Raw genomic sequence first — 24164 nt, 5'->3', positions numbered from 1 at the left:
CCCTCCCGTCAGATACCTACCCTGTGTAGTCCCTTGTAAACTGTACTTTGGCAAGCTTCAAATCCTTTTTAAACTGATTGGTAAACTAAATGTCGTATTTCATACATCGAGAGCTGCCTTAAGCGCATCCATACTGGAATAATGCGGAGTAGAAGGATCCTTCATCATTTTTCTGCCTTCCTCAATGGCAGCGGCTGTGGTAGCATTCGGTACTTCCAGTTTTAATTCAAAAGGAATACCATGCTCACGGATAGCGGTTCTCAGGAATATATTTACAGCAGTTGTCATATTCAGACCAAGCTCATTGAAGATTTCCTCCGCCTGATCCTTGATTGCCTTGTCTGTACGAATATTTAAATTAGTTGTTGCCATACAGAACACCTCCATTCAAGTATAGTATATGCAGAAGTTCGGGTGATGTCAACATAATGTCATTATACAAGCTGTGGATTTTCTGTTAAAATGCATCGAAGTCCTTCTGCGTAGCAATCTGCGAATAGACTTTGTATCAAGAAGATTTATGCTGATTCAGAGCTTGAAGAAGATTTAACTATTCGGAATTTCCGAATAGTTCAAACCGAAGGTTCTCGTCAGATCACACGCGATACCAAACACTATAACCTTCAAATGATCATTGCCGTAGTATGATACCGGATAAGTTGCCGGAGGATATTCAAAAGATGTACGATCACGCACATAAAGAATAAAGAAATGCTGCATATTTGCCCTTTAGAGACAAATATACGGCATTATTAGTATTCAAATGGAATGAAGTTTTAGTTTGTGGATATAGAAAATGCCCTCCCGGCCATCATGGTCGAGAGGGTTTCGTGCATTTACGGGATTACCCTCCAATATCAATTTTCAGTCCGGACTTAAGCTCCACAGTGAAGTGGTCCTCCCAGACAATGATCCGCTCAAGCCAGCGCTTTACCAGGGCTTCGTCGAAAGCTTCCAGGTGTGCGGGCTGCTGCTTTATGAAATAGCGCACCACCTCTCTGCAAAATGGGTATAGAAAAAGCACCGTCCAAATAAACCTTGAACGATGCTCTGATAGTTAGCGGATTGTTGCTCAATCTTCTATCTCTTTATATTTTGTTTTATTGCAGTGGTCACTGCATCTATATTGAATGGCTTTGAAATGTGTCCGTTCATTCCAGAATCCAAGGATGCCTGTACATCTTCCTTGAAAGCATTTGCAGATTGTGCGATGATTGGAATTTTCGCAGCGTCTGGGCGATCCTTGCTCATTGCACGAATTGCCCTTGCCGCCTGATGCCCATTCATTTTAGGCATCAGGACATCCATTAGAATCACATCATATGTGTCTGCTGGATTGTTGGCAAAACAAGCAACTGCGTCCTGTCCGTCTACTGCACGAGTTACATGCATACCTGCTTCTTCGAGCAGCGTGATTGCCAATTCTGCATTCAGCTCATTATCTTCTGCGAGAAGAACCTTTACTCCATTAAGGCTGACATCCTGTATCGGATTCAGCTCAGGTAACTGTTTTGGGTCTGCAAGTTCCATAGGAATTTCTACTGTAAAAGACGAACCACACTCTTTCTTGCTGTGAACCGTAATTGTACCGCCCATCAGTTCTACATATTGCTTGGAAATTGCCATTCCAAGCCCCGTTCCGGCATAATGTGTTCGTGCGCCGTTATCCTCCTGTGAAAAGGGTTCAAACAGCCTTTTCTGAAATTCTTCACTCATACCAATGCCATTGTCTTTTACCGCATAACTGCTTACAATATGCCGTTCGTCTATGCCCGGTTTGATACTAATTTCAAAAGTAATCGTTCCGCCATCTTTTGTAAACTTGACCGAATTGCTCAGAAGATTCGTCAATATCTCACGAATTTTTGTTGCATCCGTCAGAACATAAAGTTCTTTGGGGATGTTGCGATGTATCTCAAATGTTAAATCCCGATTCAGTAGGAGTCCATCCACGATAGCAATCACATTATCTATTAGGACAGGCAAATTCTCCGGCTCAGGTGAGAAGCTTACCTTTCCGTTCTCGATACGGCTAAGATCCAGTACATTATTCAATAACAACAGCAGATGCTCTGAACTTATTTTTACCTTTTGCAGACTATCGTGAATTTCAGATACATTTGTCTGGTTCAGTGCAATGTCCGTAAATCCGATAATAGCATTCATAGGTGATCGAATATCATGTGACATATTAAGTAAGAAGGATGATTTTGCTCTGTTTGCGGTCTCTGCTTTTTCCGCAGCCTCGCGCAACAAAATCGTCTGTTCAATTTCATCTTCTCTTTTTCTTTTGTAGCCGATAAAGCAGACAGCACAAAGCAAAAACAGCACACATCCTGCCATAGTTCCAACATAAACGGATGCTCTTCTTGTTCGCTCTACAAGCCCATTCACAGACTGCATATCCATTTCAATGCATAAAGCACCAACTATTTCATCCGAATCGCCCGTTATAGGATAACAGGCTGTGAAAATAGGACCCCATGTCGTATCAACAATGTTCTGCGAATACACCGTTTCTCCTGAAAGAGCCTTGTTAATATACGGAATCATTTCATCCTCAATATAGTCTCCCGGATGTCTGACATCTCCTGCGTTGGGATCCAGACCGTCCACCACATAGATCAGCCTGTTTTCTTCATTTCGGGTGGCGGTGTATAAATATCTGGTTGAATTCAGCGTTCGAATTTCATTTAGAAACGAGGAAACCTTGTGATACATTTCTGTATTTTCATCAGATTGATGGCGGAGCGTGGCAAATTCTTCTCTTCCGATTTTTTTATTTACCAATTTATGAATTGCATCTGCATTTTCCATATCACGTTTGAGTTCCGTTTCAAGGGCGATATCTGTATACGATTTTTGCAGAATATATGTATATGCTGATGCCAACAATGTGATTGAAAGCGTCAAAATTGCAAATAAACCTATGGAAAACTTGGTAAATCTCTGCTTTAACTCTTGGATGTCTTTGACTGACTTCTTGTCTGCTTGTGTTTTCATTCAATTTGACTCCACTTTTTATTTCATAGAAATATGTGGAAGGGGCTGATGTAAATACCGCATCTGCAGAGCGTGCATTTTTCCATCAGCTGATTCGCTTTTCAGATTTATCCTTTAATTGTTTCCTTATCCGTTCGGATGTTCAGATTTGTTGCTGACATACGCACAACCTCCACATGGCTTACAGTATACTCACATACTCGTGTCACGTCAATATAATGTCATTATATGAGCTGTGAACTTTCTGTTAAAAGGCATCCATGTCAGATTGTGTAGCCATCTGCGAATAGCCTTTATATTCATCAGAAGGGTGATCCCTCTGGGATGGGGATTTATCCGTGGATATGCGGCTTTGCGGTATGAGAAGGCTTATTTTTTTGTTTGGGGTTTCAAACTTTTATGTGACAAACATAACTGTCTGTGTTATTATAAAAATGATATAAGCGAAAATGACTTTTGCGGAAACGAAAGTATCTTTATATTTTTTTATCTGTATACTTCCCATGATGGGGATAAATACTTGCAAAGTTGATTACTAATATTTTTTCATTATTACAGGTACAATAAGAACATGTAATAGCGGAAATGAGGTATAGTTACTTGCAGGTAGAGAAGTATATTGCGGATAAAATAACATCTTTATGTGAAACGCGTGATATCAGTAAATACAGATTATCGCAGCTGTCGGGAATTTCCCAGTCGTCACTGGGAAGGATCATGGCGCAGGAAAACCTGCCGTCGCTGATCACACTTGAAAAAATATGTGCAGCTTTGGGCGTGACATTATCGCAGTTTTTTCAGGAAGGTAATTCAGAGAATCTGACAGAAAAACAGAAAGAAGTTCTAGGGATATGGAACAATCTGAATGCAAATGAGCAGGAAACAGTAATGTCAATGCTTCGTGGACTTCGGAAGTAGAAGAACAGTTCGAGTATATATATCGGCTGTTCTTTTTTTGTTTTCAGGCGTTAAAACGGTAATGTTTTTCTTGTGTACAGTAGAGCGCTATAGTATAATAAAACCAGTTTTTTGCATAAGTTTAAAAGCTATAATAAGGAAATCGGCAAACCAGATGAAAGTCTGGGACGCAAAACTACAGGGCCTGTAAAATGGCAGCCAGTTGCATAAAATGAGGTGCACTGTCTGTCTGACAGTGCTTTTTTGTGGTGTTATTTCATAGACGTAACAATAATGACTTTATATAGGAAAGAATGAGGAAAATGAAAGTATGAAAAAGGCAAAACGTTGTCTGATAGCGGTGGTGTCAGGTGTACTTGTAGCAGCTGCTGTCTTGTCTGGATGTGGACAGTCAAAGAAAGAAGTATCTAAAAATGATGATCATCTTACCGTTTATCTGTGGGAAAATCGTTTGATGAAAAATATTGCACCCTATATCCATGAACAGTTTCCTGATCAGGATATCGAATTTATTATTGGTAACAATGATACCGATTTATACAGTTATTTTAAAGAACATGATGAATTACCGGATATCATAACAGTACGTCGATTTTCTGGAACAGATGCACAGGACTTACAGCCTTATCTTATGGATTTTGCTTCTTATGATGTTGTTTCTAAGTATTATTCCTATGCGGTGCAATATTATAAGAATGAGGAGGATGAAATCCAGTGGCTGCCAATCTGTGGTATTCCGCAGACGATCATTGCCAACAAAACACTGTTTGATCAGTATGGCATAAAGATTCCAGAAAATTATGAGGAATATGTACAGGCCTGTCAGCAGTTTTATGATAATGGCATAAAACCGTATTCCATGGATCTTGGGGAAGACTGGTCTAATAATGAAATCATCCAGGCAGCGGCAATCGGTGAGTTTACAAGCCTGGATGGTATTGAATGGCGAAACGGTGCAGAGACTGCAGCGGATGAAGTAAAGTTTGATGATACATTATGGAAACGTATTTTTTCAGAAACCAGTCAGTTTCTTAAGGACTCGCATTTTGGCAAAGAAGATATCAATATTGACATCAATACAGGAACCCAGATGTTTGTCGAGGGAAAATCAGCAATGTTTCATGGACATCCGACGGTTATGCAGCAGCTGCAGAAACAGATGGATGCGGAGCTGATCCGTATTCCTTACTTTTCACAGACATCGGATGAATCCTATGTGTATATGACTCCGTCATTAAACATTGCATTTAACAAAAACCTGGAAAAAGACCGGGAGAAACTGGATACTGCACTGGATGTGCTGGATTGTATGATTTCAGAAGAGGGGCAAAAGCTGATTGCGGATGGAAGCGGTGTTATTTCATTGAATACAGATGTTCCAACCATGATGCAGGATGTACCTGGACTGGAAGAGGAAATTAAAAATAATGCTGTTTATATCCGATATTCCGCTCAAAAATCATTTGATGCAAGTCTTGAGGCTGTTCACGGATTACTGTCAGGGGAAATGGATGAAACACAGGCTTATGATACTTTGCGCAGTGTAATGAATCGTAAAGTTCCGGAAGAAAAAGCAACGGTGAATTTTGAAAATGAATATTCCATTTCACTGAACGATAGAAATGGCCGTGATTCAGCATCTTCCATTTTAACTACGATCAGAGAAGAAAATGATGCACAGCTGGCTCTGGCACCATATTATTATTTCACTTCTTCTATGTATAAAGGAGAATGCACCAATAGCCGGGTTGGCATGATGACAGCAAAGAGTTCAGATACAGCATTATATTTTACAAAAATTAGTGGTAAACAGGTTTGTGAACTCGTGGAAAATTATTTCGCCGATGCGGATGAGAATTTTTATGTAACCAATAAATACGAATTACCAATTGCATCCGGTATGAAAATGATCGTCAATCAAGCGGAAAGTGGATTTTCATTAAAGGACTTGACAGTTAATGATAAGAAAATAGACAAAGAAAAGGAATACTCGATTCTTCTTACAGACACCACAATGTCTGTTTTGAAAAAAATAAATCCGAAATGTGAGATTGAGCAGCTTAAAGATACAACATTATCAAGTGCATGGATCGAAGCAATGTCAAAAGGACAGCAGCCGTCAGCACCGGAAGATTATATAGAGGTTGAACAGTAAAAGTGGAGATAGAACAAACGGTAAATAAAAGAAAAAAAATAACAAGGCTGTTGCTTATACTACTTATTATTCTTTTAAGCGTAGTTTGTATAAAGTATCTTATAAGTAAGTCTAGCAAGTATATCAGTGAAAATGGAAAAAGCAGTATGGGAGCTGTTGTTGAGCAGATGCAGCAGACCTATGATCTTCAAGTGAGTGGGTACTACAGCCAGCTGCAGTTGGTTAAGGAATTTTTACTTCATGAGAGGGAGCTGTCTCTTGAAACGGATATGAACAAAAGTTTCTTTGAAGCATGGGAAAAAGAATCGGAAAGTACACTTATATTCCTTCGGGAAAATGGTCAGGCAATATCAGCAGGTGGAACAAAAATGCGGATTGATATGCCAAGTAAATTTTTGCTGGACTTAAAGAATGGATACAATATTGGAAAACTGGTGCGTGTTGATTATGATCAGAAGAAAAAAGACGGTTATCTGGTTGCGATTCCATGTCAGGAATATACTATCAATGGGGAAACTTATACGGCAATTGGAAGCGTGTATGATCATTCGAAACTGGATTCCATGTTAAAACTGAAAGGTTATGACGGGAAAGCATATTTGTTCATTCTGGATAATGACGGAAATATTACGTATACGAACCAGAGTGGTGATAAATACCTGCGTAATTATTCTCTGTTAAAACATTTAAAAGGAGAACAGGCTATTACAGAAGAAGAGGCTGATTTGTTCAAAAAGAAGTTTAATAACAGAGAATCCGGAGTTGCACTTTTGGGAAAACAGAACCCCTATTATCTGGGGTATTGCCCGATAGAAAGCAACAACACCATTTTGGTATGTATTGTGGAAAGGGGAGTTGTTGACAATGTGCTGAGGGATTACCAGAAAACGGTGTTGTTTGCAACAATACTCATGGCAGGTTATATATTTTTACTTTTTGCCGGATTATTCTACAGTATTTCCAGACTTAGTCTTGCAGATCAAAAAGCAGAATATGAAAAAAGAAATAATGAACTTCATTTACAAACAATGAAGGAAATGGAAGTAGTCAATCAAAAACTGAAAAAGGCAAAGAACGTTGCAACAGAGGCTTTGCAGACAGCTGAAAATGCAAATAAGGCGAAAACGGATTTCCTGTCTAATATGTCACATGATATTCGTACACCTATGAATGCAATCATTGGTATCACATCTTTGATCAGACATGATGCAGGTAATAAAGCAAAGGTTATAGAGTATGCAGATAAAATAGACATTTCATCACAGCATCTGTTAGGAATTATTAATGATGTTTTGGATATGAGTAAGATTGAGGCAGGAAAAACGGTTTTCAGGTATTCTGACTTTTCTATTCTGGATTTTGTACAGGAACTTGACACTATGTTTCATTCTCAAATATATGAAAAGCAGCAGACCCTTACAATCATAAAAGAAAATATTCAGCATGAGTGGGTGAATGCGGATCAGGTTCACCTGATGCAGATTTTCAGCAACCTGCTTTCCAATGCAGTGAAGTATACCCAGGAAGGTGGGGAAATTCAGTTCTTTGTAGAAGAATGTGAGACAAAGTCATCTGTCTATGCAAAGTACCGTTTCTTAGTTAGCGATAATGGTATGGGAATGTCGGCAGATTTCAAGGATACAATTTTTGATGCGTTTACCCGTGCGGAAAGTTCCCTTACGAATAAAATACAGGGAACCGGACTTGGAATGGCGATTACTAAGAATCTGGTTGAGGCAATGGGAGGTACCATTGATGTGGAGAGTGAATTGGGACAGGGAAGCTGTTTTGAGGTTCTCTTGGATCTGAAAATTGCAGAGGATAGAACGGTTGCTCTGGCGGCACAAGAAGAAACAGATGAGCAGGATGGAAATATTCTGCAGGGAATGAAATTCCTGTGTGCAGAGGATAATGAGTTGAACGCGGAGATCCTGATAGAACTGTTAAAGATTGAAGGTGCGGAATGTACCATTTGTGAAAATGGCGAAGAGATTTTGGAAGCATTTGAACAGTCTGCTCCAGGTGATTATGACATGATTCTGATGGATGTGCAGATGCCTGTTATGAATGGTTATGATGCAACGAAGGCAATCCGCAGAAGCTCCCATGAAGTAGCAAAGAAAATTCCAATCATTGCAATGTCTGCCAATGCATTCTCGGAGGACGTTCAGCATTCTCTGGCAGCCGGTATGAATGCACATATTTCAAAACCGGTTGAGATGAAGGTGCTGGAAAAGACGATCAGAAGCATAAAATCTGGTGGGGGGGGGTACCGAACCGCAGGTCACTGAACAGTAACAAATGGATTTGATGCGGCAGTGCAATTTTATTAAACCAGGAGGTTGACAAGGAGATTTAATATGATTTCGAGAGCAAAGAAATATGTGGCAGTGTTACTGGCTTTTGTATGCGTGTGTATGATATTTTCTCCCCAGACCGCATATGCAGCCGAGGACAGTTCGCAGCATGAAACTGTCAAAGTCGGTTTCTTTGCCATGGATGGTTATCATGTGATGGATGAAGAAGGCAACCGCAGCGGGTATGGCTATGATTTTCTTCGGCTGATGGCCCGTTATTGGGATGTAGATTACGAATATGTCGGATATGATAAGAGCTGGGATGATATGCAGCAGATGCTTGAAGATGGCGAGATTGACATGGTAACATCTGCCCGCAAAACACCGGACAGAGAAGAAAAGTTTGATTTTTCACGTCCAATCGGAACCAATTATGGGATGCTGACCGTCCGCAGTGACAACAGCACGATTGTGGACGGCAATTACAGCACTTACAACGGTATGCGTGTGGCGCTTTTGAACGGAAACACCCGGAATGAAGAGTTTGCGGATTTTGCAGACAACAAAGGATTTACATATGTTCCATCTTATTTTGATACGACCACAGAAATGGATGAAGCCCTTCAGAGCGAAAAAGTTGATGCGATTGTTACCAGTTCTCTGAGAAAAACAAACAATGAGCGAATCGTGGAGAAATTTGGCAGCAGCGATTTCTATGTCATTGTTAAAAAGGGCAATACAGAATTGCTGAATGAGATCAATTATGCGATCGATCAGATGAATGCGGTTGAGGGTGACTGGAAAACGACGCTTTACAATAAAAATTATGAAAGCATAGAAACTAAGAATCTGGAATATACGGAGAAAGAAAAAAGTATTATTTCACAGTATTCCAAGGACAACCCGCTTCATGTTCTGTGTGATCCGACCCGTTATCCATATTCTTATAATGAAAATGGTGAGATGAAGGGTATTATCCCGGATTACTTCCGGAAAATTGCAGACTATGCCGGGATTTCCTATGAGTTTCTTACACCTGCTACCAGAGATGAGTATATTGCTTATCAGAAAAATACGGAAACCACAGATATGAGCATCGATGCACGCCTGGAAACAGATAACTATGCTGAGACGAAAAAATGGGGGATTACTGCACCTTTCATTACGATGCAGCTGGCAAGGGTGACACGGCGTGACTTTGATGGAAAAATTAATGTTGTTGCTACTGTTGACCAGACAGCATCAAATTCAATTGAAGATGCAATGGCACCCGGTGCAGAAAAACTGATGTGCAGTACCCGACAGGAAATGATGGAAGCTGTCCGTGAGGGTAAAGCAGATGCTGCCTTCGTCTATTATTACATGGCACAGGCGTTTGTGAACAGTGACACTACGGGCACCATGACATATACTCTGCTGGAACAGCCTACATTCACCTACCGCATGGTAATTTCATCAACTGAGAACCATGCGCTGGCTGGTATTCTGACGAAAGCAATGTATGCCATGCCCCAAAATCTTGTTGAAGATCTTGCAGCACAGTATACCACATACAAAGCAACAGAGCTGACATTTGTTGACTGGATCCGTCTGCATCCTGTTGTTACTGTTTTGGCTCTTCTTATTTTTGGAGGGCTGCTGACTACTATGGCTGTGATAATGGTGCGTCTCAGTGCAAGAAAAAAAGCTCAGAAGACGGCTCAGGAGAAAGCTGAGGAAATGGCGGAATTGGCAGAGCAGGCACAGGCTGCAACCAAGGCAAAAACAGCATTTCTGTCACATATGTCCCATGATATGAGGACACCGATGAATGCAATCATAGGATTTACCGGTATTGCAATGAAAAACAATCCGTCAGACGAGGTGAAAAATTGTCTGGAAAAGATTGACGAAAGCTCAGAGCATTTACTGTCGCTGCTCAATGATTTATTAGATCTGACCCGCATCGAAAGTGGAAAAGTGAAATACAATCCGGTACCGGCGGATGTGAAAAACATTACAGATTCTGCATTGGATATTACAAAAGGCTTTCTTACGAACAGGGATATCAACTTTAAGATTCAGCGTGAAGAAGCAAAGATTCCAAATGTACTTGCGGATCCTGCACGCCTGCGTGATGTGCTGGTCAATATTCTGAGCAATGCCGTAAAATACACTCCGGATGGAGGGACGATTACATTTGAAGCCCGGTGTCTGGAAAAGGGCGGGGATGGATATATAAATATGCGTTACCGCATTTCGGATACTGGTATTGGCATGAGTGAGGAATTTACAAAAGAAGTTTTTGAGGAATTTGCACAGGAAGATTCCGATGTGAGAACGCAGTACCATGGAGTTGGACTGGGGATGGCTATCGTAAAGAAGTATGTAGATATGATGGGTGGAACCATTTCCGTGCAGAGTAAAAAGCATGAGGGAACCACATTTACTGTGGATATTCCTTTGGAAATTACAGATAAGGAATGTAGTAAGTCAGACACAGGTATTTCTGAAAAGGTGAATCTTACAGGTGTGAATGTCCTTCTTGCAGAGGATAATGAACTGAATGCAGAGATTGCTGCCGTGCAGTTGGAAGAGTTCGGGATGAATGTAGAAAGAGTTGTGGATGGAAAGAATGCTGTTGAGATTTTCAGAAATCATCCGGAAGGCACATTTGATGTAATCCTGATGGATATCATGATGCCTGAAATGAATGGTTATGAAGCAGCAAAAGCAATCAGGGCAATGAATGACAGAACGGATGGAAAAAACATTCCTATTATAGCAATGACAGCTAATTCATTTGCAGAAGATGTTCAGGCATCACTGGATGCAGGAATGAACGCACATTTGTCAAAGCCGATTGTGATTGATGAAGTTATAAAAACGATTTTAAGGTATGTATATAATTGATTAGCAGAGGTTCATGAATTAGTGGAATACAATTGACAGGAGGACTAAAATATGACAATGCAAGAGTGTTACGAAGCTATAGGAGGAAACTATGAAGCTGTCTTGGGACGCCTTCACAGCGAAGCACTGATTCGGAGATTTGCATTAAAGTTCCTTGAAGATCAGAGTTATATACAGTTAAAACAGGCATTGGAAAATAAAAATTATGAAGATGCTTTCCGCGGTGCACACACACTGAAAGGGGTGTGTCAGAATCTTTCCTTTGACCGTCTGTATGAGGTTAGTCATGAGTTGACAGAACTTTTGAGAGATAGAACCGGAGAGCAGCCGGGGATACCGGAAGCAATGGAAAAAGTAACAGAAGTATATGAGATGACAATTGAAGAAATAAAGAAAGGGCTGTAGTATTAAGTGATGCGACATGACTTTCTGCCTTGAATCAAGTGCTTGGAACATCATAAAAATGAGTGGATAAAGGAAACAAAATGTCGATTCACCAATAATTGGCCAAAGCGAACGTGGGAAAACTCCACCGCTCCCAGCGCATGGCCGATTCGCTTCGGTGCTTCCGGCTCTGCTTCCATCTCCGGCTCATCCAGCAGCTCATATACCCGCTCCATGGAGGCCAGCGCCGATTGCAGAGAGTTTGTCATATAGGAAAGCTCTGTGATCGGTTCGCTGGACATGTTCATGTACTGGAAAAAGGCCTGGAACGTGCCGGGGGTCAGGCTGCCTTTTATAAGCATCCCACCGCCGAGGATCGCAATCCATGTGTCTGCCCTCCACGACAATGTTGATCTTGTCGGCGGTGATGGTAGGGATCAGCAAAGCGCCTGCCGCATTCGCCAGCGTGACAAGTAGGATGAATACACACTTGCCGCGATAGGGGTTGAGAAATGGAAACAGATTTTTGAAAGATGAATCACGCTTTCCACAGACTATGGAGGTTGCAATAAGCGTAGACCGCTTCGATTTCATCGCCCTCGCAGAGAGCGAAGCAGACCTCCGGATTTTCGCCGGGATGCAGTTCCTTGCGCTGATTGCCCTGCTTGGTCTGGAGAGATACCCACTCGATGTAGTGCTCCGGCAGCATAGGATGCTCCACGGAGCCGACCTTGACATGGACGATGCCGTTTTCCACCGTCCAGACGGGAACATGCTTCTCCACGGCGGCGTCGGTGGTGCCGGGAACGATCTCGCTCATCGGCTCGCCGCAGCAGATGACAGGGACACCTGCGTCCTTAACTTTGGCAATGATGTTGCCGCAATGCTTGCAAATGTAAAACTTCTGCTCCATGATGATTCTCCTTTTCTTTCTTTAATAATTCTCCGCGTGAATTTCAAAGTAGCTCTGGGGATGGTTGCAGGCAGGGCAGATCTCGGGCGCCTTCTCACCGATCACGATATGACCGCAGTTGCGGCACTCCCACACCTTGACTTCGCTCCTAGCAAAGACCTCTGCCATCTCCAGATTGTGCAGCAGGGCGCGGTAGCGCTCCTCGTGGTGCTTTTCAATGGCGGCGACCAGACGGAACCGCTGCGCCAGTTCATGAAAGCCTTCTTCATCGGCGGTTTTGGCAAAGCCGTCGTACATATCCGTCCACTCGTAGTTCTCGCCCTCAGCGGCAGAGAGAAGATTTTCAGAGGTATCGCCAATGCCGTTCAGTTCTTTGAACCACAGCTTAGCATGTTCCTTTTCGTTGTCAGCGGTTTTAAGGAACAACGCCGCGATCTGCTCATAGCCTTCCTTCTTGGCCTTGGATGCAAAATAGGTGTACTTGTTGCGTGCCTCGGACTCACCGGCAAAGGCAGCCATCAGGTTTTTTTCGGTTTGAGTACCTGCGTATTTCGTTTCTTTCATGATCGATTCTCCTTTCGGTTTTCTGCTTTCATTATATTAGAATTATGATTTCATTCTGTGACAAAGTCACATCTATTTCAAACGATTTAGTCTGTTCTTATCCCGCAGCGTGATCGCACCTCGTCTTAGTTCCACGAGCCCGTCCTCCGAGAAGCTTTTGAGCATCCGCGCCACCGCCTCCCGCGCCGAGCTGATGTGCTGGGCGATCTGCTCATGGGTCATGCGTATCGTGTCGGAGTCAGTACGCTCTGCTTCGGCAAGGAGAAACTCTGCCAGCCGCCGATCCAATCCCTTGAACATGATCTGCTGCATCGCCCACATCACATCAGAAAAGCGTTTCCATTTCGTGTTCGGTCAAGGATGACCAGAACGGAAGCTGTGTCAGTGTTCGTTCCATATCAATGGCAGCTATGCTTGCCGCAGCCGTGGTTCCCGCAGGTGTGACCTTTTTCGCCGTGCTCATGGTCATGGTGATCACAATGAACATTGGGGTCATAGCCCAGATTTCCGCTGAGCAATGCGCTCACCGCTGCGTCAGCGTCCCCGCTGACACCGCCGTAAAGCTTGATCCCCGCTTCGGCGAGTGCTGCCTGAGCACCGCCGCCGATGCCTCCGCAAATCAAAGCGTCCACGCCGTTCTGCATCAGAAAGCCTGCCAGTGCGCCGTGACCGCTGCCGTTGGTATCAACAACTTCCACATGAGTGATTTTGCCGTCCACAGCTTCATAAAGCTTGAACTGTTCGGTGTGGCCGAAATGCTGAAAAATTTGACCTTTTTCATAGGTAACTGCAATTTTCATAATGAAATCTCCTTTGCTTTTTTTGTTGGATTTTTCTGTATTGGCTCTCTGCATCCGGCAGCAACGGCCGCAGTGGGCTGCCTCCTGTCCTCCGCAGATGCGGTAGTTTCCTCCGGTGATGTGCAGCGGTTTCCCGTGGACAAGGCACGCTGCAATCTTGCGCCGTGCGCTTTCGTAAATTTCCTGCACAGTAGAGCGGGAAATATCCATTTGTACGGCACATTGCTCGTGGGTTTTCTGCTCCAAGTCAACCAGCCGAATGACCTCGTATTCGTCCAGCGTCAGCAGGATCGGCTTGGTATTCTCGCACCCATTGGGGCAGAAGGTATCAACTTGTGGTGCGCCACAAATCCGACGGCACCGTGGCGGTCTTGGCATGGACGCGTTCCTCCTTTTATTTTCGGTATATACCGATTATAACACCTCGCTCAGAAAAATCAATACAGATTTTTTAAAAGCCGCTGTAATGCTTATCAGAATCTCAAATATAAGTATGGAAATCGACATTTTTGGTGCAGAGGATATTCAAATCTCCAAGCTGTGTGTCGGATGCATGAGTTTCGGCAAGGCATTGACCAGAATCCCGCGGATGGCAGCCGGAAATGCAGCGCCGTCCCAATCAGCGGCTTTTATGTTTCCGGTATTCCGTTGGGGTTAATATGAAATATGAGAAATGGCAATGGGTAAGAAATGATCGGCAGAATATATTTCTGATAAATCAGGCTGTCGCAAGGGGCAATAAAAGAAGGCATAAATACAAAATTGGGAATGAGGGCTTTTGAGGGAGAATAAAGGCGATGGAGTACCTTTGTATTAATGAATATGCCATTTCCTTCGGTTAAATGAAATTGGTCTTCTCCAATCCACAAAGTAACAGTTCCGGATTCAATATAAATAAACTCCAATTCAGTATGCCAGTGCCATTCGATGCCATTTTTGGTAGAAAGTAGAGCTGCCGCCCAGCAAAAATATTTGCTAATTCGGCGTAGACCTCACGGTGGAGAAGCCCGTTTTCCTCCATCGCCCGGAGCTGGGCGGTCAAAACCTTCTGAGACACATTGCCTACGGACTTTTTCAGCTCCCTGAACCGCTTCGTTCCCGGCAGCAGGTCACGCAGGATCAGCACCGTCCACTTGTCCTGACCAAAGGCAAACGGGAAGTGACAGAAGATGATGAGAGAGAAGCGATGCTCTTGACTTTTCTTCAAAAAAGTTTTACTATCAAATCATTATTAGATAGTATCAAAAACTAGATATCGGGGTAACGTAAAAAAGAAATGGTTTGAAAGTTGAAGAAAGGCAGGGGCGATCAGGACATGAATAAGAAAGCATGGAAAGCGGGTGCGGTATCGGCACTGGCAGTTGGAGCGGGGCTGGCGGCAGCGGCGTCGAAGCGGAAAAAGGCAGGAAAAGTGGTTAAGTCGGCTTCGGATTACCGGAATACGGAACGCGGCAGCCAGGAGAAAAACAGCAAGGGAATTTATTATTCGAAGGGAAATTATGAGGCGTTTGCGCGCCCGGAGAAACCGGCGGGAATCGAGGGCAAATCGGCTTATATCGTCGGAAGTGGATTGGCTTCTCTGGCGGCGGCGTGTTTTCTTGTGAGAGACGCACAGATGCCGGGAGAAAATATCCATATTCTGGAGGCGATGGAGGTAGCAGGTGGTGCATGTGACGGTATTCAGGATCCGACCCGTGGATATGTGATGCGCGGCGGCCGCGAGATGGAGGATCATTTTGAGTGCCTGTGGGATCTGTTCCGCAGCATCCCGTCCCTGGAGGTGCCGGGGGCATCAGTTCTCGATGAATATTACTGGCTGAATAAACACGATCCGAACTACTCGCTCTGTCGTGCGACGGTCAACCGAGGCGAGGACGCACACACGGACGGCAAATTCCGCTTGAGCCAGAAAGGCAGCATGGAGATCATGAAGCTGTTCTTCACGAAGGATGAGGATCTGTATGACAAATCCATTGAGGATGTGTTTGATAATGAGGTATTTGATTCGGATTTCTGGCTGTACTGGAGAACAATGTTTGCGTTTGAAAATTGGCACAGTGCATTAGAGATGAAACGCTATTTTCAGCGTTTTATCCACCACATCGGCGGACTTCCGGATTTCTCGGCACTCAAATTTACGCGTTACAACCAGTATGAGTCGCTGATTCTGCCGATGCAGAAATATCTGGAGACGGCAGGCGTCCAGATCCAGTTTGGCACCGAGGTTACGAATGTGCGGTTTGACATCCAGGGTGAGAAAAAGGTTGCGAAGGCGATCGAGTACGTGAAGGGCGGCGAGAAGAAGGAAATCACGTTGACTGAGGATGATTTTGTCTTTATTACGAACGGAAGCTGTACTGAGGGAACGATCTACGGCGACCAGAATCAGGCACCGGTAGAAGGTGCGGAAGTGCGTACCAGCGGCTGCTGGAGTCTGTGGCGTCAGATTGCTGCGCAGGATCCGGCATTTGGACATCCGGAGAAATTCTGCTCGGATATCCAGAAGACGAACTGGGAGTCTGCGACGGTCACGACTTCGGATGAGACAATCATTTCCCAGATCCGCAAGATTTGCCGCAGGGATCCGAGAAGTGGACGCGTCGTAACAGGCGGTATCGTGAGCTGCCGTGATTCAAGCTGGCTGCTTAGCTGGACGATCAACCGTCAGGGACAGTTCAAAGCGCAGAATAAGGACGAGATCTGCGTCTGGGTATACAGTTTATTTACGGATGTACCGGGCGATTATGTGAAGAAGCCGATGCGCGCCTGCACGGGCAAGGAGATCACCGAAGAATGGCTGTACCATCTCGGAATCCCGGAGGATCAGATCGAGGAACTGGCTGAGAACCATGCGAACTGTACGCCGACGATGATGCCGTATATTACAGCATTCTTTATGCCGCGGCGTGCCGGAGACCGCCCGGACGTTATCCCGGATGGATGTGTCAATGCGGCATTTCTGGGGCAGTTTGCGGAGACCCCGCGTGATACTATTTTCACGACCGAGTATTCCGTCCGCACCGCGATGGAGGCGGTGTACGGCTTGTGCGGCGTAGACCGCGGCGTACCGGAGGTATGGGGAAGTGTCTACGATATCCGCGAGCTTCTGGACAGCACGGTCAAGCTGATGGACGGCAAATCGCCGCTGGAAATGAAGCTGCCGATGCCGCTTGAAGCACTCAAAAAGCCGATTCTCCGGAAGATTGACAAGACGGTGGTTGGAAAGCTGCTGCGCGATCACGGCGTGCTGAAAGACTGGATGGTGTAAGAGACTGAGGAACGCAGGTGTTACTGTTCACAGTAACACGCAGGTAAATATGGCTGCGTTAGATAAAGGAAGACAGGCTGTCACAAACAGAAGGCCCCGGACGGAAAACGTTCGTTTGGCATTCGTGTGGCAGCCTTTTTTTGTGTAACAGGAAATTGTCGTGAGGCACATTCTTTTTCACTTGCCCGTTTTTCTCTGACATGATACAATAAAGATTGGCGTAAATGTAGAAAATTTGAGAAGAAAACGATTTTGAAAAGGATCGTTTGATAGATGTGAGGGAAAATAGATGGATTATTTACTTTGTATCCCGGCGCGGGAGACAAATACGAGAGAGAATTGTGAGAAAATACATAATGTTCTGGCGCGCATGTCCGATACCTACAAACTGCGGATTGTACCGGAACCGGTTAAGAATAAGCAGTTTCCATGTCCGCCGTATTACAAGAAATACCGGATCTACAAGCCGGTAAAGGAACGCGATACGAACGGAGAGGCATATCTGGAAAAAGAAGAGGAAGAGATGCTCTTGAGTTCCTGCAAGACGGAGGAAGAGCAGGAACTGATGAAAAGCTGTATCTATGCGTACCAGTATTCGGCGGCGATCGTACTTAAAAGCTTCCGGGAGAAGGAAAAGAAAAATAAGATGCAGGTTCGACCTCTTTCGGAGCGGACACAGGCGCCAAGAGGCGTAAGTGGTCCGAATAGGGGAACACGTCTGGAAACACCGGAAAAAGCCGAAAAGTCGGAACAGGAGCGCAGCGCACAAGAACGTCCGTCTGGCAGTGACAGACCGGAACGATCGGAGAGAAGCTATCGGAACCGTACAGCGGATCGTGCTGCTGAGGGGAATACTGAGCGCACGCAGGGCAGAGAAAGAGCTTGCTCAGAGAGAGAGAGGGCAGCGCGTGTTTCGGGAGCCGAGAGAGCAGCGGACAGACGTAGCGGAAACCGCGCGGTGCCGGAAAATGAGAAAAGGGAAGACCGCCCGGCTTCTGGAAGGCGGGAGCGGTTTGAGCGCCGTCCACCGCGCAGAGGAGAACGGCCAGAAGTGGAGAAAAATGAGGTCGTGAAAGACCCAGTGCAGGGCGAACTTCCGTTCCGTGCTTACATGGAGACAGGTAGCCTCCCGGCGTTCCGGGATACGGCAGCAACGGTGACTGCACAGCCGATACAGCGGAAGAAAGAAGGTTATATGCCGATGGAGCGCAAACCGGCCGCGCAGACGCAGGAGCCGGAACCACAGGTGTAAGGTATGTGACAGAAACAGAACGATAAAATTAAATCATAGAATTTATAGAATGGCATCGAAACAATAAGAGTTCCGATGCCATTTGAGCATCAAACAGGACTATGCTTTCCATTTCTTTATTCCAACCATTCAGTTCTAATCCCCCCTATTTTCCGCATATGAATAAATGCAGTCTGTGAAAAGTACAGAACAGGGACAGAAAAAGGGGGAAATGCGCATGTATGAGAACCGGACGGTGGAAGAGGTGTGCAGGGAGTTTTCGGTCGATTTGCGGACAGGCTTATCGGCAGCGGAAGTGGAGGTGCGGCAGCGCCATTATGGGGAAAATGAGCTGCGGGAAGCACCACCGCGGAGTCTGATTGTGCGCATCGGGGCACAGCTTTGCGACTCCCTGATTTTTGTGTTGTTTGCGGCAGCCGGGATCTCCCTGCTTTTGGGCGAGTACGGCGATGCGGGGGTAATTCTGGCGGTTGTCGTATTAAATGCCACGGTGGGCGTGATTCAGGAGGGGAAGGCGGAGAAAGCGCTCGAATCCTTAAAACGGATGACGCAGCTGGAGGCGGTTGTGATCCGGGAAGGAAAAGAGCGGGAGATTGCCGCGCGGGAGCTGGTGCCGGGGGATCTGGTCGTGCTCGATGCCGGGAGGCAGGTTCCAGCCGACCTGCGTCTTACCGAGACAGCTGAAATGCGGGCAGAAGAATCAGCGCTGACCGGCGAATCGCGGGCGGTTGAGAAAAACAGCCATTTTTTAGCCGCCGGTGCGCTTCCAGTGGCAGAGCGTAAAAATGAGACATTTATGACTTCTTACGTGACGGCAGGGCGGGGAAAGGGAATTGTCATCGCCACCGGCATGAATACGGAGGTAGGGAGGATTGCCTCTCTGATCCGCGAGGCGCCGGAGGAGGAGACACCGTTGCAAAAAAGGCTGTCGGATCTGGGGAAACTATTGAGTATTCTTACGATCGGGCTGTGCGTTTTATTATTTACCCTCGCCGTCTGGCAGAAGCGCGACGTGATGGAAATGCTGCTCACCGCGATTTCCCTGGCGGTAGCTGCCGTGCCGGAGGGGCTTCCGACGACGGTGACGATTGTGCTGGCGCTGGGAGTGACGAAAATGGCGCGGGCTGGCACGATCGTGCGCCGTCTTCCGTCCGTGGAAACACTGGGGGCAGTCAGCGTGGTCTGCTCAGATAAAACGGGGACGCTGACGAAAAATGAGATGACGGTGACGACATGTTATGTAAATCGACAGGAGTATACGGAACAGGAATTGGCGCGCTCTAAGGAAGGAGAAGTGGGAAAACGGCTTCTGGAGGTATTTGCGCTGTGCAGCGATGCCGGGGAGATGGTGGGGGATGCCACCGAGCGGGCGCTGTACGGATTTTGTGAAAACTGTGGTGTATCTCCGGAGCATCTGCGTCGGAGATATCCGCGGAAAGGGGAGATTCCCTTTGATTCGGATCGGAAGAGAATGACGACGGTGCATGAGCAGGGAGAAAACTGGATTTCTTGTGTAAAAGGGGCGCCGGATGTGATTCTTAAAAGGTGTCGTTATGAGATGGAAGAGGACAAAATTGTGCCGCTGACCAGGGAGAGGCGGACAGAGATTGAGGCGGAGATCACGCGTATGTCCGCGCGTGCCCTGCGAGTACTCGCGGGGGCGTATAGGGAGCTTCAAACAGGAAAAATGCCGGATGGAAAGCGGGAGAAACAGGTGGGACAGCTGGAGCAGAACCTGATATTTCTGGGTCTGGCAGGCATGATGGATCCGCCGAGGGAGGCAGCAGCCGGGGCAGTTGAGGCATTTCGCAGGGCATCTGTGCGGACGGTCATGATCACTGGAGATCATGCAGACACGGCGCTTGCGATCGCTAGGCAGCTGGGGATTGCCAAACGGCGGGAAGAATGCATGACGGGGGCGCAGCTGGAAACGCTGGATGAGGGAGCTCTGGAGGAACGAATCGGTTCTGTATCAGTCTTTGCACGGGTGTCGCCGGAACATAAAGTCCGGATTGTGCGGGCTTTAAAACGCGCCGGGTGCGTGACGGCGATGACCGGGGACGGCGTAAATGATGCGCCGGCGCTTAAATCAGCCGATATCGGGATCGCGATGGGAAAAGGTGGCACCGATGTGGCGCGGCAGGCGGCGGATATGATTTTGACGGATGATAATTTTGCGACGATCGAGAGGGCAATTGAGGAAGGGCGCGGCATCTATGAAAATATACGAAAATCTATACTGTTTCTGCTTTCCTCCAATCTGGGGGAGATTTTAACCATGTTTGCCGCCGTTGCTATCGGAATACCGGCGCCGCTGGGAGCCGGGCACATCCTTTGGATCAATCTGATTACGGACTCGCTTCCGGCGCTGGCACTCGGCATGGATGGAAACGACCGGGAAAACTTGATGCGTCAGCCGCCGCGCCGGACGGGCGAGTCGCTGTTTGCCGGAGGCGGATGGTTTTGCATGGCATTTTACGGGTGTTTGATTGCAGCGGTCACGCTGGGGGCATTTTTCAGCAGACAGGAGCTTTTGCGGGCGCAGACGTATGCATTTACCGTTCTGGGGCTGTCGGAGCTCTTTCATTCGGTCGGCATGCGCTCGCTCACGGGCTCGGCATTTTCGCGCAGTCTTGGGAAAAATCCGCTGATGCTTGCGGCATTCCTTGTGGGGGTTCTGATGCAGGTTGCGGTGACGGAGATTCCTTTTTTGATGAAACTCCTTCACACGGTGCGGCTGCACCCGGCAGAGTGGCTGGCGCTTCTCCTGTTATCCGCCACGCCGCTGTTAGTGCATGAACTTTTAGCATTTCTTTTTCGGAAACGGCGTTGATACAGCGAAAATGCAGTTTACAGATAGGTATTTTTGAAGCCGCGGCAAATTCCGTTACTGGGCACGTATGCGCGAACAGTAACACGCGGCAGGAGATTGAGCAGATTTCGAAAACAGGCTTGTTCTTTTGGACAAAAAAACTTATAATAAAAGGGAGTCCAAGCTGATTTTGTCAGAAAAGTATAAAAAGTTGCTGTCCGCAGACAGGCATTTTTGAAGTCTAAGGTGCCGCATGAAAATAGAATGGAAGCAACCATAGATACATAGGAAGATGAGGGAAGAGATGAGGGAGAAACAGACGAGAGAGGACGCCTCCGGCGTTCGAAAGAAGCCGGTAGCTTCATCCGCACGATCTTCGGGCAGGCGGGGCACCGCAAAGAAAAGCGGGAAAATTGATGTCGGCAAGCAAAAGAAAGCGGGCAAAAATAACAGCCGGAGCGGTGGGCAGATCGTGTTCCATGCGATGGCAAGGATCTTTGGAACCATGTTCAAGACGCTTCTGGTGTGTCTGGTACTGCTGGTGATTGGCGGTGCCGGATTTGGCGCATATAAGCTGATTCCGCTCTATGAGGACTATAAAAGCCAGATAGAGGGAGTGGTGGAAAACAGTACGCTGGATACGTTCCGTTTGCAGGAGGCAAGTTATATTTATGATTCCAACGGTAATGTGCTGGCGAAGCTGACGGGAGACGAGGATTCCAGTTATTTGACGTATGACCAGATACCGCAGAATGCGGTCAACGCATTTGTGGCGATCGAGGATCGGACGTTCTGGGAAAATCCAGGCATTGATATAAAAGGTATTTTCCGTGTCGCAGTCAATTACTTTTTGACTGAGGGAGCAGAAAAGCACGGCGCGAGTACGATCACCCAGCAGTTAGCGAGAAACCGTTTTCTGACCCGCGAGGTGTCGATGGAGCGGAAGATCAAGGAGATGCTGATTTCCTTAGATCTGACGAAGAAATACACCAAAGAGCAGATTATGGAGTTCTATATCAATGATATCAGCTTCGCGAACACGTACTACGGGCTTCAGGCGGCTGCAAGAGGTTATTTTGGCAAGGATGCGGATGAACTGTCCTTGAGCCAGACGGCATATTTGTGTGCGATTCCGAACTCGCCGACGTATTACAACCCGTACCGTCATCCGGAAAATGCGCTGACACGCCGCGATAAGATTCTGGAAGATATGCTGAGTATGGGATTTATTACGGAGAAAGCGTGCAAAGAGGCAAAGGCGGAGGAGATCACGGTCAACCGCCAGAGAGTGCCGCTGCACAACTATGAGACGACGTATGCGATCGACTGTGCGATTCGCTATCTGATGCGCCGTGACGGCTTTGAATTCCAGTATGGATTCCGCAGCGGCGAGGCTTACAAAGAGTACAATGCCAATTACAACGAGGTGTACAACCAGGAGCGCGATGCGCTCTACACGGGCGGCTATAACCTTTATACCTCGTTGGATCCGGACAAGCAGACGATCCTGCAGGATGCATTAGATGGAGTTTTGTCCTTTGATGGCAATACATCCGAAAACGGCGTTTACAAGCTGCAAGGCGCGTCCACCGTTATTGACAACAAGACGAACCGCGTCGTGGCGATTGTGGGTGGACGTAGTCAGGAGACGGATACCTACACATTAAACCGTGCGTTCCAGAGCCCGAGACAGCCGGGAAGTTCTATCAAACCGTTGATCGTGTATACACCGGCACTGGAAAATGGTTACACATCGGAAACAAAGATTCCGAATATCGATATTGATGCGGCGAAGCAGAAGGGCGTGGATGTGAAGTCCCTTTCCGGCGAGAGGCTGGAGCTTCGAAATGCGGTCGAGCGAAGTAAAAATGGTGTGGCATGGTATATCTATGATGATATCACACCGGATGTCGGCATGGCATATTTAACCCAGATGCGCTTCGCGAGCGTGCAGGCGGCGGACTATTATCCGGCGACCTCCCTGGGCGGCTTTACCACCGGTATGACGACCGAGGAGATGGCGGGCGCTTATGCAGCGCTGTCAGACCGGGGACAGTACCGCGAACCGACCTGTATTATCAAGATGATCAATAACCAGGGCGAAGATATTTTTGAAGATTATGAATCGGTTCAGGTTTACCAGGAGAGCAGCGCCGTGATGATGACCGATATTTTAAAGGGAGTTGTCACAAAAGGTACGGCGGCGTCGATGGGTTGGAGCGGCAACATAGAGGCAGCCGGAAAGACCGGTACGACCAACGGCAGCCGTGACGGCTGGTTCTGCGGCATGACGCCATATTATACCATGACGGTCTGGGTTGGCTACGACCAGCAGAAGACACTTTCCAGCCTGTACGGCGGCACGTATCCGGCGAAGATTTGGAAAAATGCGATGGAAAAGATGGTAGAGGGGCTTCCGGCGGCGTCCTTTGATGCCCCGGAGACGGACAATGGACGCGGAGAAGGAACCTATCTGGCAGGTCATCCGGATGCATTTGAAATCACAACCAGCGGATATACCGCGGCGAATTTCAGAAGGGATCATTTGCTCTCGGATGAGGCGGTGAAGCTTCTGGAGTCTGCAAAGAGCGGTGATTCCGGTCGCAGCAGCAAGGAGTTAAAAGAAGACGCCAGCGCCAAGATCGAGCAGATCAAGAGCGAATCCATCAAAGATCGGATGCAGCGGATCTACAAGACGGGTACGGCAGGAAAACGGTATTCAGCCCCGGCGGCGGTGCCGGAAACAACTGCCGAGACAGTTGAAGATCCGGCAGAATCTAGCACGACGATCGTGCCGGCAGGACCGGGCAGCGACATCGGACCAGGACACGGTCCGGCGCAGGAACCGGCAGTGGGTCCGGCGGCGGAGATTGGACAGTAAAGAATTGAAAATGAGAAGATAATAA

Annotated in this window: 19 protein-coding genes, 1 pseudogene and 1 riboswitch; of the genes and pseudogenes, 11 read left to right on the top strand and 9 right to left on the bottom strand. The window is 46.6% G+C overall.

Annotation, left to right across the window (positions count from 1 at the left end; translation table 11 throughout):
- Positions 1 to 99: 99 nt before the first annotated feature.
- Positions 100 to 372, bottom strand: coding sequence for a type II toxin-antitoxin system RelB/DinJ family antitoxin (locus DXD12_RS09115; protein WP_118638148.1), 273 nt, complete (start codon positions 370 to 372; stop codon positions 100 to 102).
- A gap of 135 nt (positions 373 to 507) precedes the next feature.
- On the opposite strand from DXD12_RS09115, the pseudogene DXD12_RS09110 reads away from it, so the two are divergent.
- Positions 508 to 642: pseudogene (locus tag DXD12_RS09110) on the top strand (cell filamentation protein Fic); the annotation flags it as partial.
- 438 nt (positions 643 to 1080) lie between these two features.
- Here the strand turns inward: DXD12_RS09110 and DXD12_RS09095 are convergent.
- Positions 1081 to 3003 (bottom strand): ATP-binding protein, encoded by a 1923-nt coding sequence (locus tag DXD12_RS09095; RefSeq protein ID WP_118638146.1) that lies wholly within the window; start codon positions 3001 to 3003, stop codon positions 1081 to 1083.
- 585 nt (positions 3004 to 3588) lie between these two features.
- On the opposite strand from DXD12_RS09095, the gene DXD12_RS09090 reads away from it, so the two are divergent.
- From DXD12_RS09090 to DXD12_RS09070, 5 genes are all read left to right on the top strand, one after another.
- The gene (locus tag DXD12_RS09090) at positions 3589 to 3921 is read left to right on the top strand and encodes a helix-turn-helix transcriptional regulator (protein ID WP_182457054.1); all 333 of its coding nucleotides are present in this window, start codon (positions 3589 to 3591) and stop codon (positions 3919 to 3921) included.
- Between the two features lie 134 nt (positions 3922 to 4055).
- A riboswitch (cyclic di-GMP riboswitch) is annotated at positions 4056 to 4131 on the top strand.
- Between the two features lie 100 nt (positions 4132 to 4231).
- On the top strand, positions 4232 to 6076 hold the full coding sequence (locus DXD12_RS09085) for an ABC transporter substrate-binding protein (protein ID WP_118555857.1): 1845 nt from the start codon (positions 4232 to 4234) through the stop codon (positions 6074 to 6076).
- Positions 6077 to 6078: 2 nt separating this feature from the next.
- The gene (locus tag DXD12_RS09080) at positions 6079 to 8367 is read left to right on the top strand and encodes an ATP-binding protein (RefSeq protein WP_243105368.1); all 2289 of its coding nucleotides are present in this window, start codon (positions 6079 to 6081) and stop codon (positions 8365 to 8367) included.
- A 69-nt stretch (positions 8368 to 8436) separates the two neighbouring features.
- Positions 8437 to 11265, top strand: a complete 2829-nt coding sequence (locus DXD12_RS09075) for a transporter substrate-binding domain-containing protein (RefSeq protein ID WP_118638140.1) — start codon at positions 8437 to 8439, stop codon at positions 11263 to 11265.
- 51 nt (positions 11266 to 11316) lie between these two features.
- Positions 11317 to 11670, top strand: a complete 354-nt coding sequence (locus DXD12_RS09070) for an Hpt domain-containing protein (protein ID WP_107001123.1) — start codon at positions 11317 to 11319, stop codon at positions 11668 to 11670.
- A gap of 50 nt (positions 11671 to 11720) precedes the next feature.
- Here DXD12_RS09070 and DXD12_RS09065 read toward each other — a convergent pair whose 3' ends face one another.
- The 5 genes from DXD12_RS09065 to DXD12_RS09045 all read right to left on the bottom strand — a co-directional run bounded on the left by DXD12_RS09065 (position 11721) and on the right by DXD12_RS09045 (position 14304).
- Positions 11721 to 12056 carry an ABC transporter ATP-binding protein gene (locus DXD12_RS09065; protein ID WP_147354020.1) on the bottom strand — a complete coding sequence of 112 codons (336 nt, stop codon included), beginning with the start codon at positions 12054 to 12056 and terminating at the stop codon, positions 11721 to 11723.
- Between the two features lie 131 nt (positions 12057 to 12187).
- The gene (locus DXD12_RS09060; protein ID WP_118638138.1) at positions 12188 to 12562 is read right to left on the bottom strand and encodes a desulfoferrodoxin family protein; all 375 of its coding nucleotides are present in this window, start codon (positions 12560 to 12562) and stop codon (positions 12188 to 12190) included.
- Positions 12563 to 12583: 21 nt separating this feature from the next.
- Positions 12584 to 13126, bottom strand: coding sequence for a rubrerythrin (gene rbr / locus DXD12_RS09055; RefSeq protein WP_118638136.1), 543 nt, complete (start codon positions 13124 to 13126; stop codon positions 12584 to 12586).
- 72 nt (positions 13127 to 13198) lie between these two features.
- Positions 13199 to 13438 (bottom strand): helix-turn-helix domain-containing protein, encoded by a 240-nt coding sequence (locus DXD12_RS09050; protein ID WP_242995740.1) that lies wholly within the window; start codon positions 13436 to 13438, stop codon positions 13199 to 13201.
- 86 nt (positions 13439 to 13524) lie between these two features.
- Positions 13525 to 14304, bottom strand: a complete 780-nt coding sequence (locus DXD12_RS09045; protein WP_118638134.1) for a DUF134 domain-containing protein — start codon at positions 14302 to 14304, stop codon at positions 13525 to 13527.
- A 115-nt stretch (positions 14305 to 14419) separates the two neighbouring features.
- Here DXD12_RS09045 and DXD12_RS15340 point away from each other — a divergent pair, with 115 nt between their 5' ends.
- Positions 14420 to 14584: a hypothetical protein gene (locus DXD12_RS15340; RefSeq protein ID WP_182432175.1), complete on the top strand. Its 165-nt coding sequence runs from the start codon at positions 14420 to 14422 to the stop codon at positions 14582 to 14584.
- On the opposite strand, the gene DXD12_RS09035 is transcribed toward DXD12_RS15340, so the two are convergent.
- Together DXD12_RS09035 and DXD12_RS15670 are read right to left on the bottom strand one after the other, a co-directional pair.
- Positions 14556 to 14831 (bottom strand): cupin domain-containing protein, encoded by a 276-nt coding sequence (locus tag DXD12_RS09035; protein WP_243027704.1) that lies wholly within the window; start codon positions 14829 to 14831, stop codon positions 14556 to 14558. The two genes, DXD12_RS15340 and DXD12_RS09035, sit on opposite strands and share 29 nt — an antisense overlap.
- Complete coding sequence (locus tag DXD12_RS15670; protein WP_243105376.1) at positions 14765 to 15100, bottom strand: helix-turn-helix domain-containing protein; 336 nt, start codon at positions 15098 to 15100, stop codon at positions 14765 to 14767. The genes DXD12_RS09035 and DXD12_RS15670 overlap by 67 nt, the downstream gene beginning before the upstream one ends.
- A 141-nt stretch (positions 15101 to 15241) precedes the next feature.
- On the opposite strand from DXD12_RS15670, the gene DXD12_RS09025 reads away from it, so the two are divergent.
- The 4 genes from DXD12_RS09025 (at position 15242) to DXD12_RS09010 (ending at position 24139) form a co-directional block, all read left to right on the top strand.
- Positions 15242 to 17194 (top strand): oleate hydratase, encoded by a 1953-nt coding sequence (locus tag DXD12_RS09025; RefSeq protein WP_118629431.1) that lies wholly within the window; start codon positions 15242 to 15244, stop codon positions 17192 to 17194.
- Between the two features lie 289 nt (positions 17195 to 17483).
- The gene (locus DXD12_RS15665) at positions 17484 to 18446 is read left to right on the top strand and encodes a hypothetical protein (RefSeq protein WP_243032282.1); all 963 of its coding nucleotides are present in this window, start codon (positions 17484 to 17486) and stop codon (positions 18444 to 18446) included.
- A 217-nt stretch (positions 18447 to 18663) separates the two neighbouring features.
- Complete coding sequence (locus DXD12_RS09015) at positions 18664 to 21279, top strand: cation-translocating P-type ATPase (protein ID WP_118638130.1); 2616 nt, start codon at positions 18664 to 18666, stop codon at positions 21277 to 21279.
- A 283-nt stretch (positions 21280 to 21562) separates the two neighbouring features.
- Complete coding sequence (locus tag DXD12_RS09010) at positions 21563 to 24139, top strand: transglycosylase domain-containing protein (RefSeq protein ID WP_243105367.1); 2577 nt, start codon at positions 21563 to 21565, stop codon at positions 24137 to 24139.
- The last annotated feature ends 25 nt before the right edge of the window (positions 24140 to 24164 follow it).

Origin of the sequence: Clostridium sp. TF11-13AC, from assembly GCF_003481065.1 — a bacterium.
GTDB classification, from domain to species: Bacteria; Bacillota; Clostridia; order Lachnospirales; family Lachnospiraceae; genus Otoolea; species Otoolea fessa.
The sequence above is the reverse complement of the archived record's forward strand: the minus strand, read 5'-3'. Positions and strand labels throughout refer to the sequence as shown.

Coding starts and splice junctions, on each gene's coding strand:
- DXD12_RS09115 (WP_118638148.1), bottom strand. CDS start 372: ATGGCAACAACTAATTTAAATATTCGTACAGACAAGGCAATCAAGGAT.
- DXD12_RS09095 (WP_118638146.1), bottom strand. CDS start 3,003: ATGAAAACACAAGCAGACAAGAAGTCAGTCAAAGACATCCAAGAGTTA.
- DXD12_RS09090 (WP_182457054.1), top strand. CDS start 3,589: ATGAGGTATAGTTACTTGCAGGTAGAGAAGTATATTGCGGATAAAATA.
- DXD12_RS09085 (WP_118555857.1), top strand. CDS start 4,232: ATGAAAAAGGCAAAACGTTGTCTGATAGCGGTGGTGTCAGGTGTACTT.
- DXD12_RS09075 (WP_118638140.1), top strand. CDS start 8,437: ATGATTTCGAGAGCAAAGAAATATGTGGCAGTGTTACTGGCTTTTGTA.
- DXD12_RS09070 (WP_107001123.1), top strand. CDS start 11,317: ATGACAATGCAAGAGTGTTACGAAGCTATAGGAGGAAACTATGAAGCT.
- DXD12_RS09060 (WP_118638138.1), bottom strand. CDS start 12,562: ATGGAGCAGAAGTTTTACATTTGCAAGCATTGCGGCAACATCATTGCC.
- rbr (WP_118638136.1), bottom strand. CDS start 13,126: ATGAAAGAAACGAAATACGCAGGTACTCAAACCGAAAAAAACCTGATG.
- DXD12_RS09050 (WP_242995740.1), bottom strand. CDS start 13,438: ATGCAGCAGATCATGTTCAAGGGATTGGATCGGCGGCTGGCAGAGTTT.
- DXD12_RS09045 (WP_118638134.1), bottom strand. CDS start 14,304: ATGCCAAGACCGCCACGGTGCCGTCGGATTTGTGGCGCACCACAAGTT.
- DXD12_RS15340 (WP_182432175.1), top strand. CDS start 14,420: ATGGAAATCGACATTTTTGGTGCAGAGGATATTCAAATCTCCAAGCTG.
- DXD12_RS09025 (WP_118629431.1), top strand. CDS start 15,242: ATGAATAAGAAAGCATGGAAAGCGGGTGCGGTATCGGCACTGGCAGTT.
- DXD12_RS15665 (WP_243032282.1), top strand. CDS start 17,484: ATGGATTATTTACTTTGTATCCCGGCGCGGGAGACAAATACGAGAGAG.
- DXD12_RS09015 (WP_118638130.1), top strand. CDS start 18,664: ATGTATGAGAACCGGACGGTGGAAGAGGTGTGCAGGGAGTTTTCGGTC.
- DXD12_RS09010 (WP_243105367.1), top strand. CDS start 21,563: ATGAGGGAGAAACAGACGAGAGAGGACGCCTCCGGCGTTCGAAAGAAG.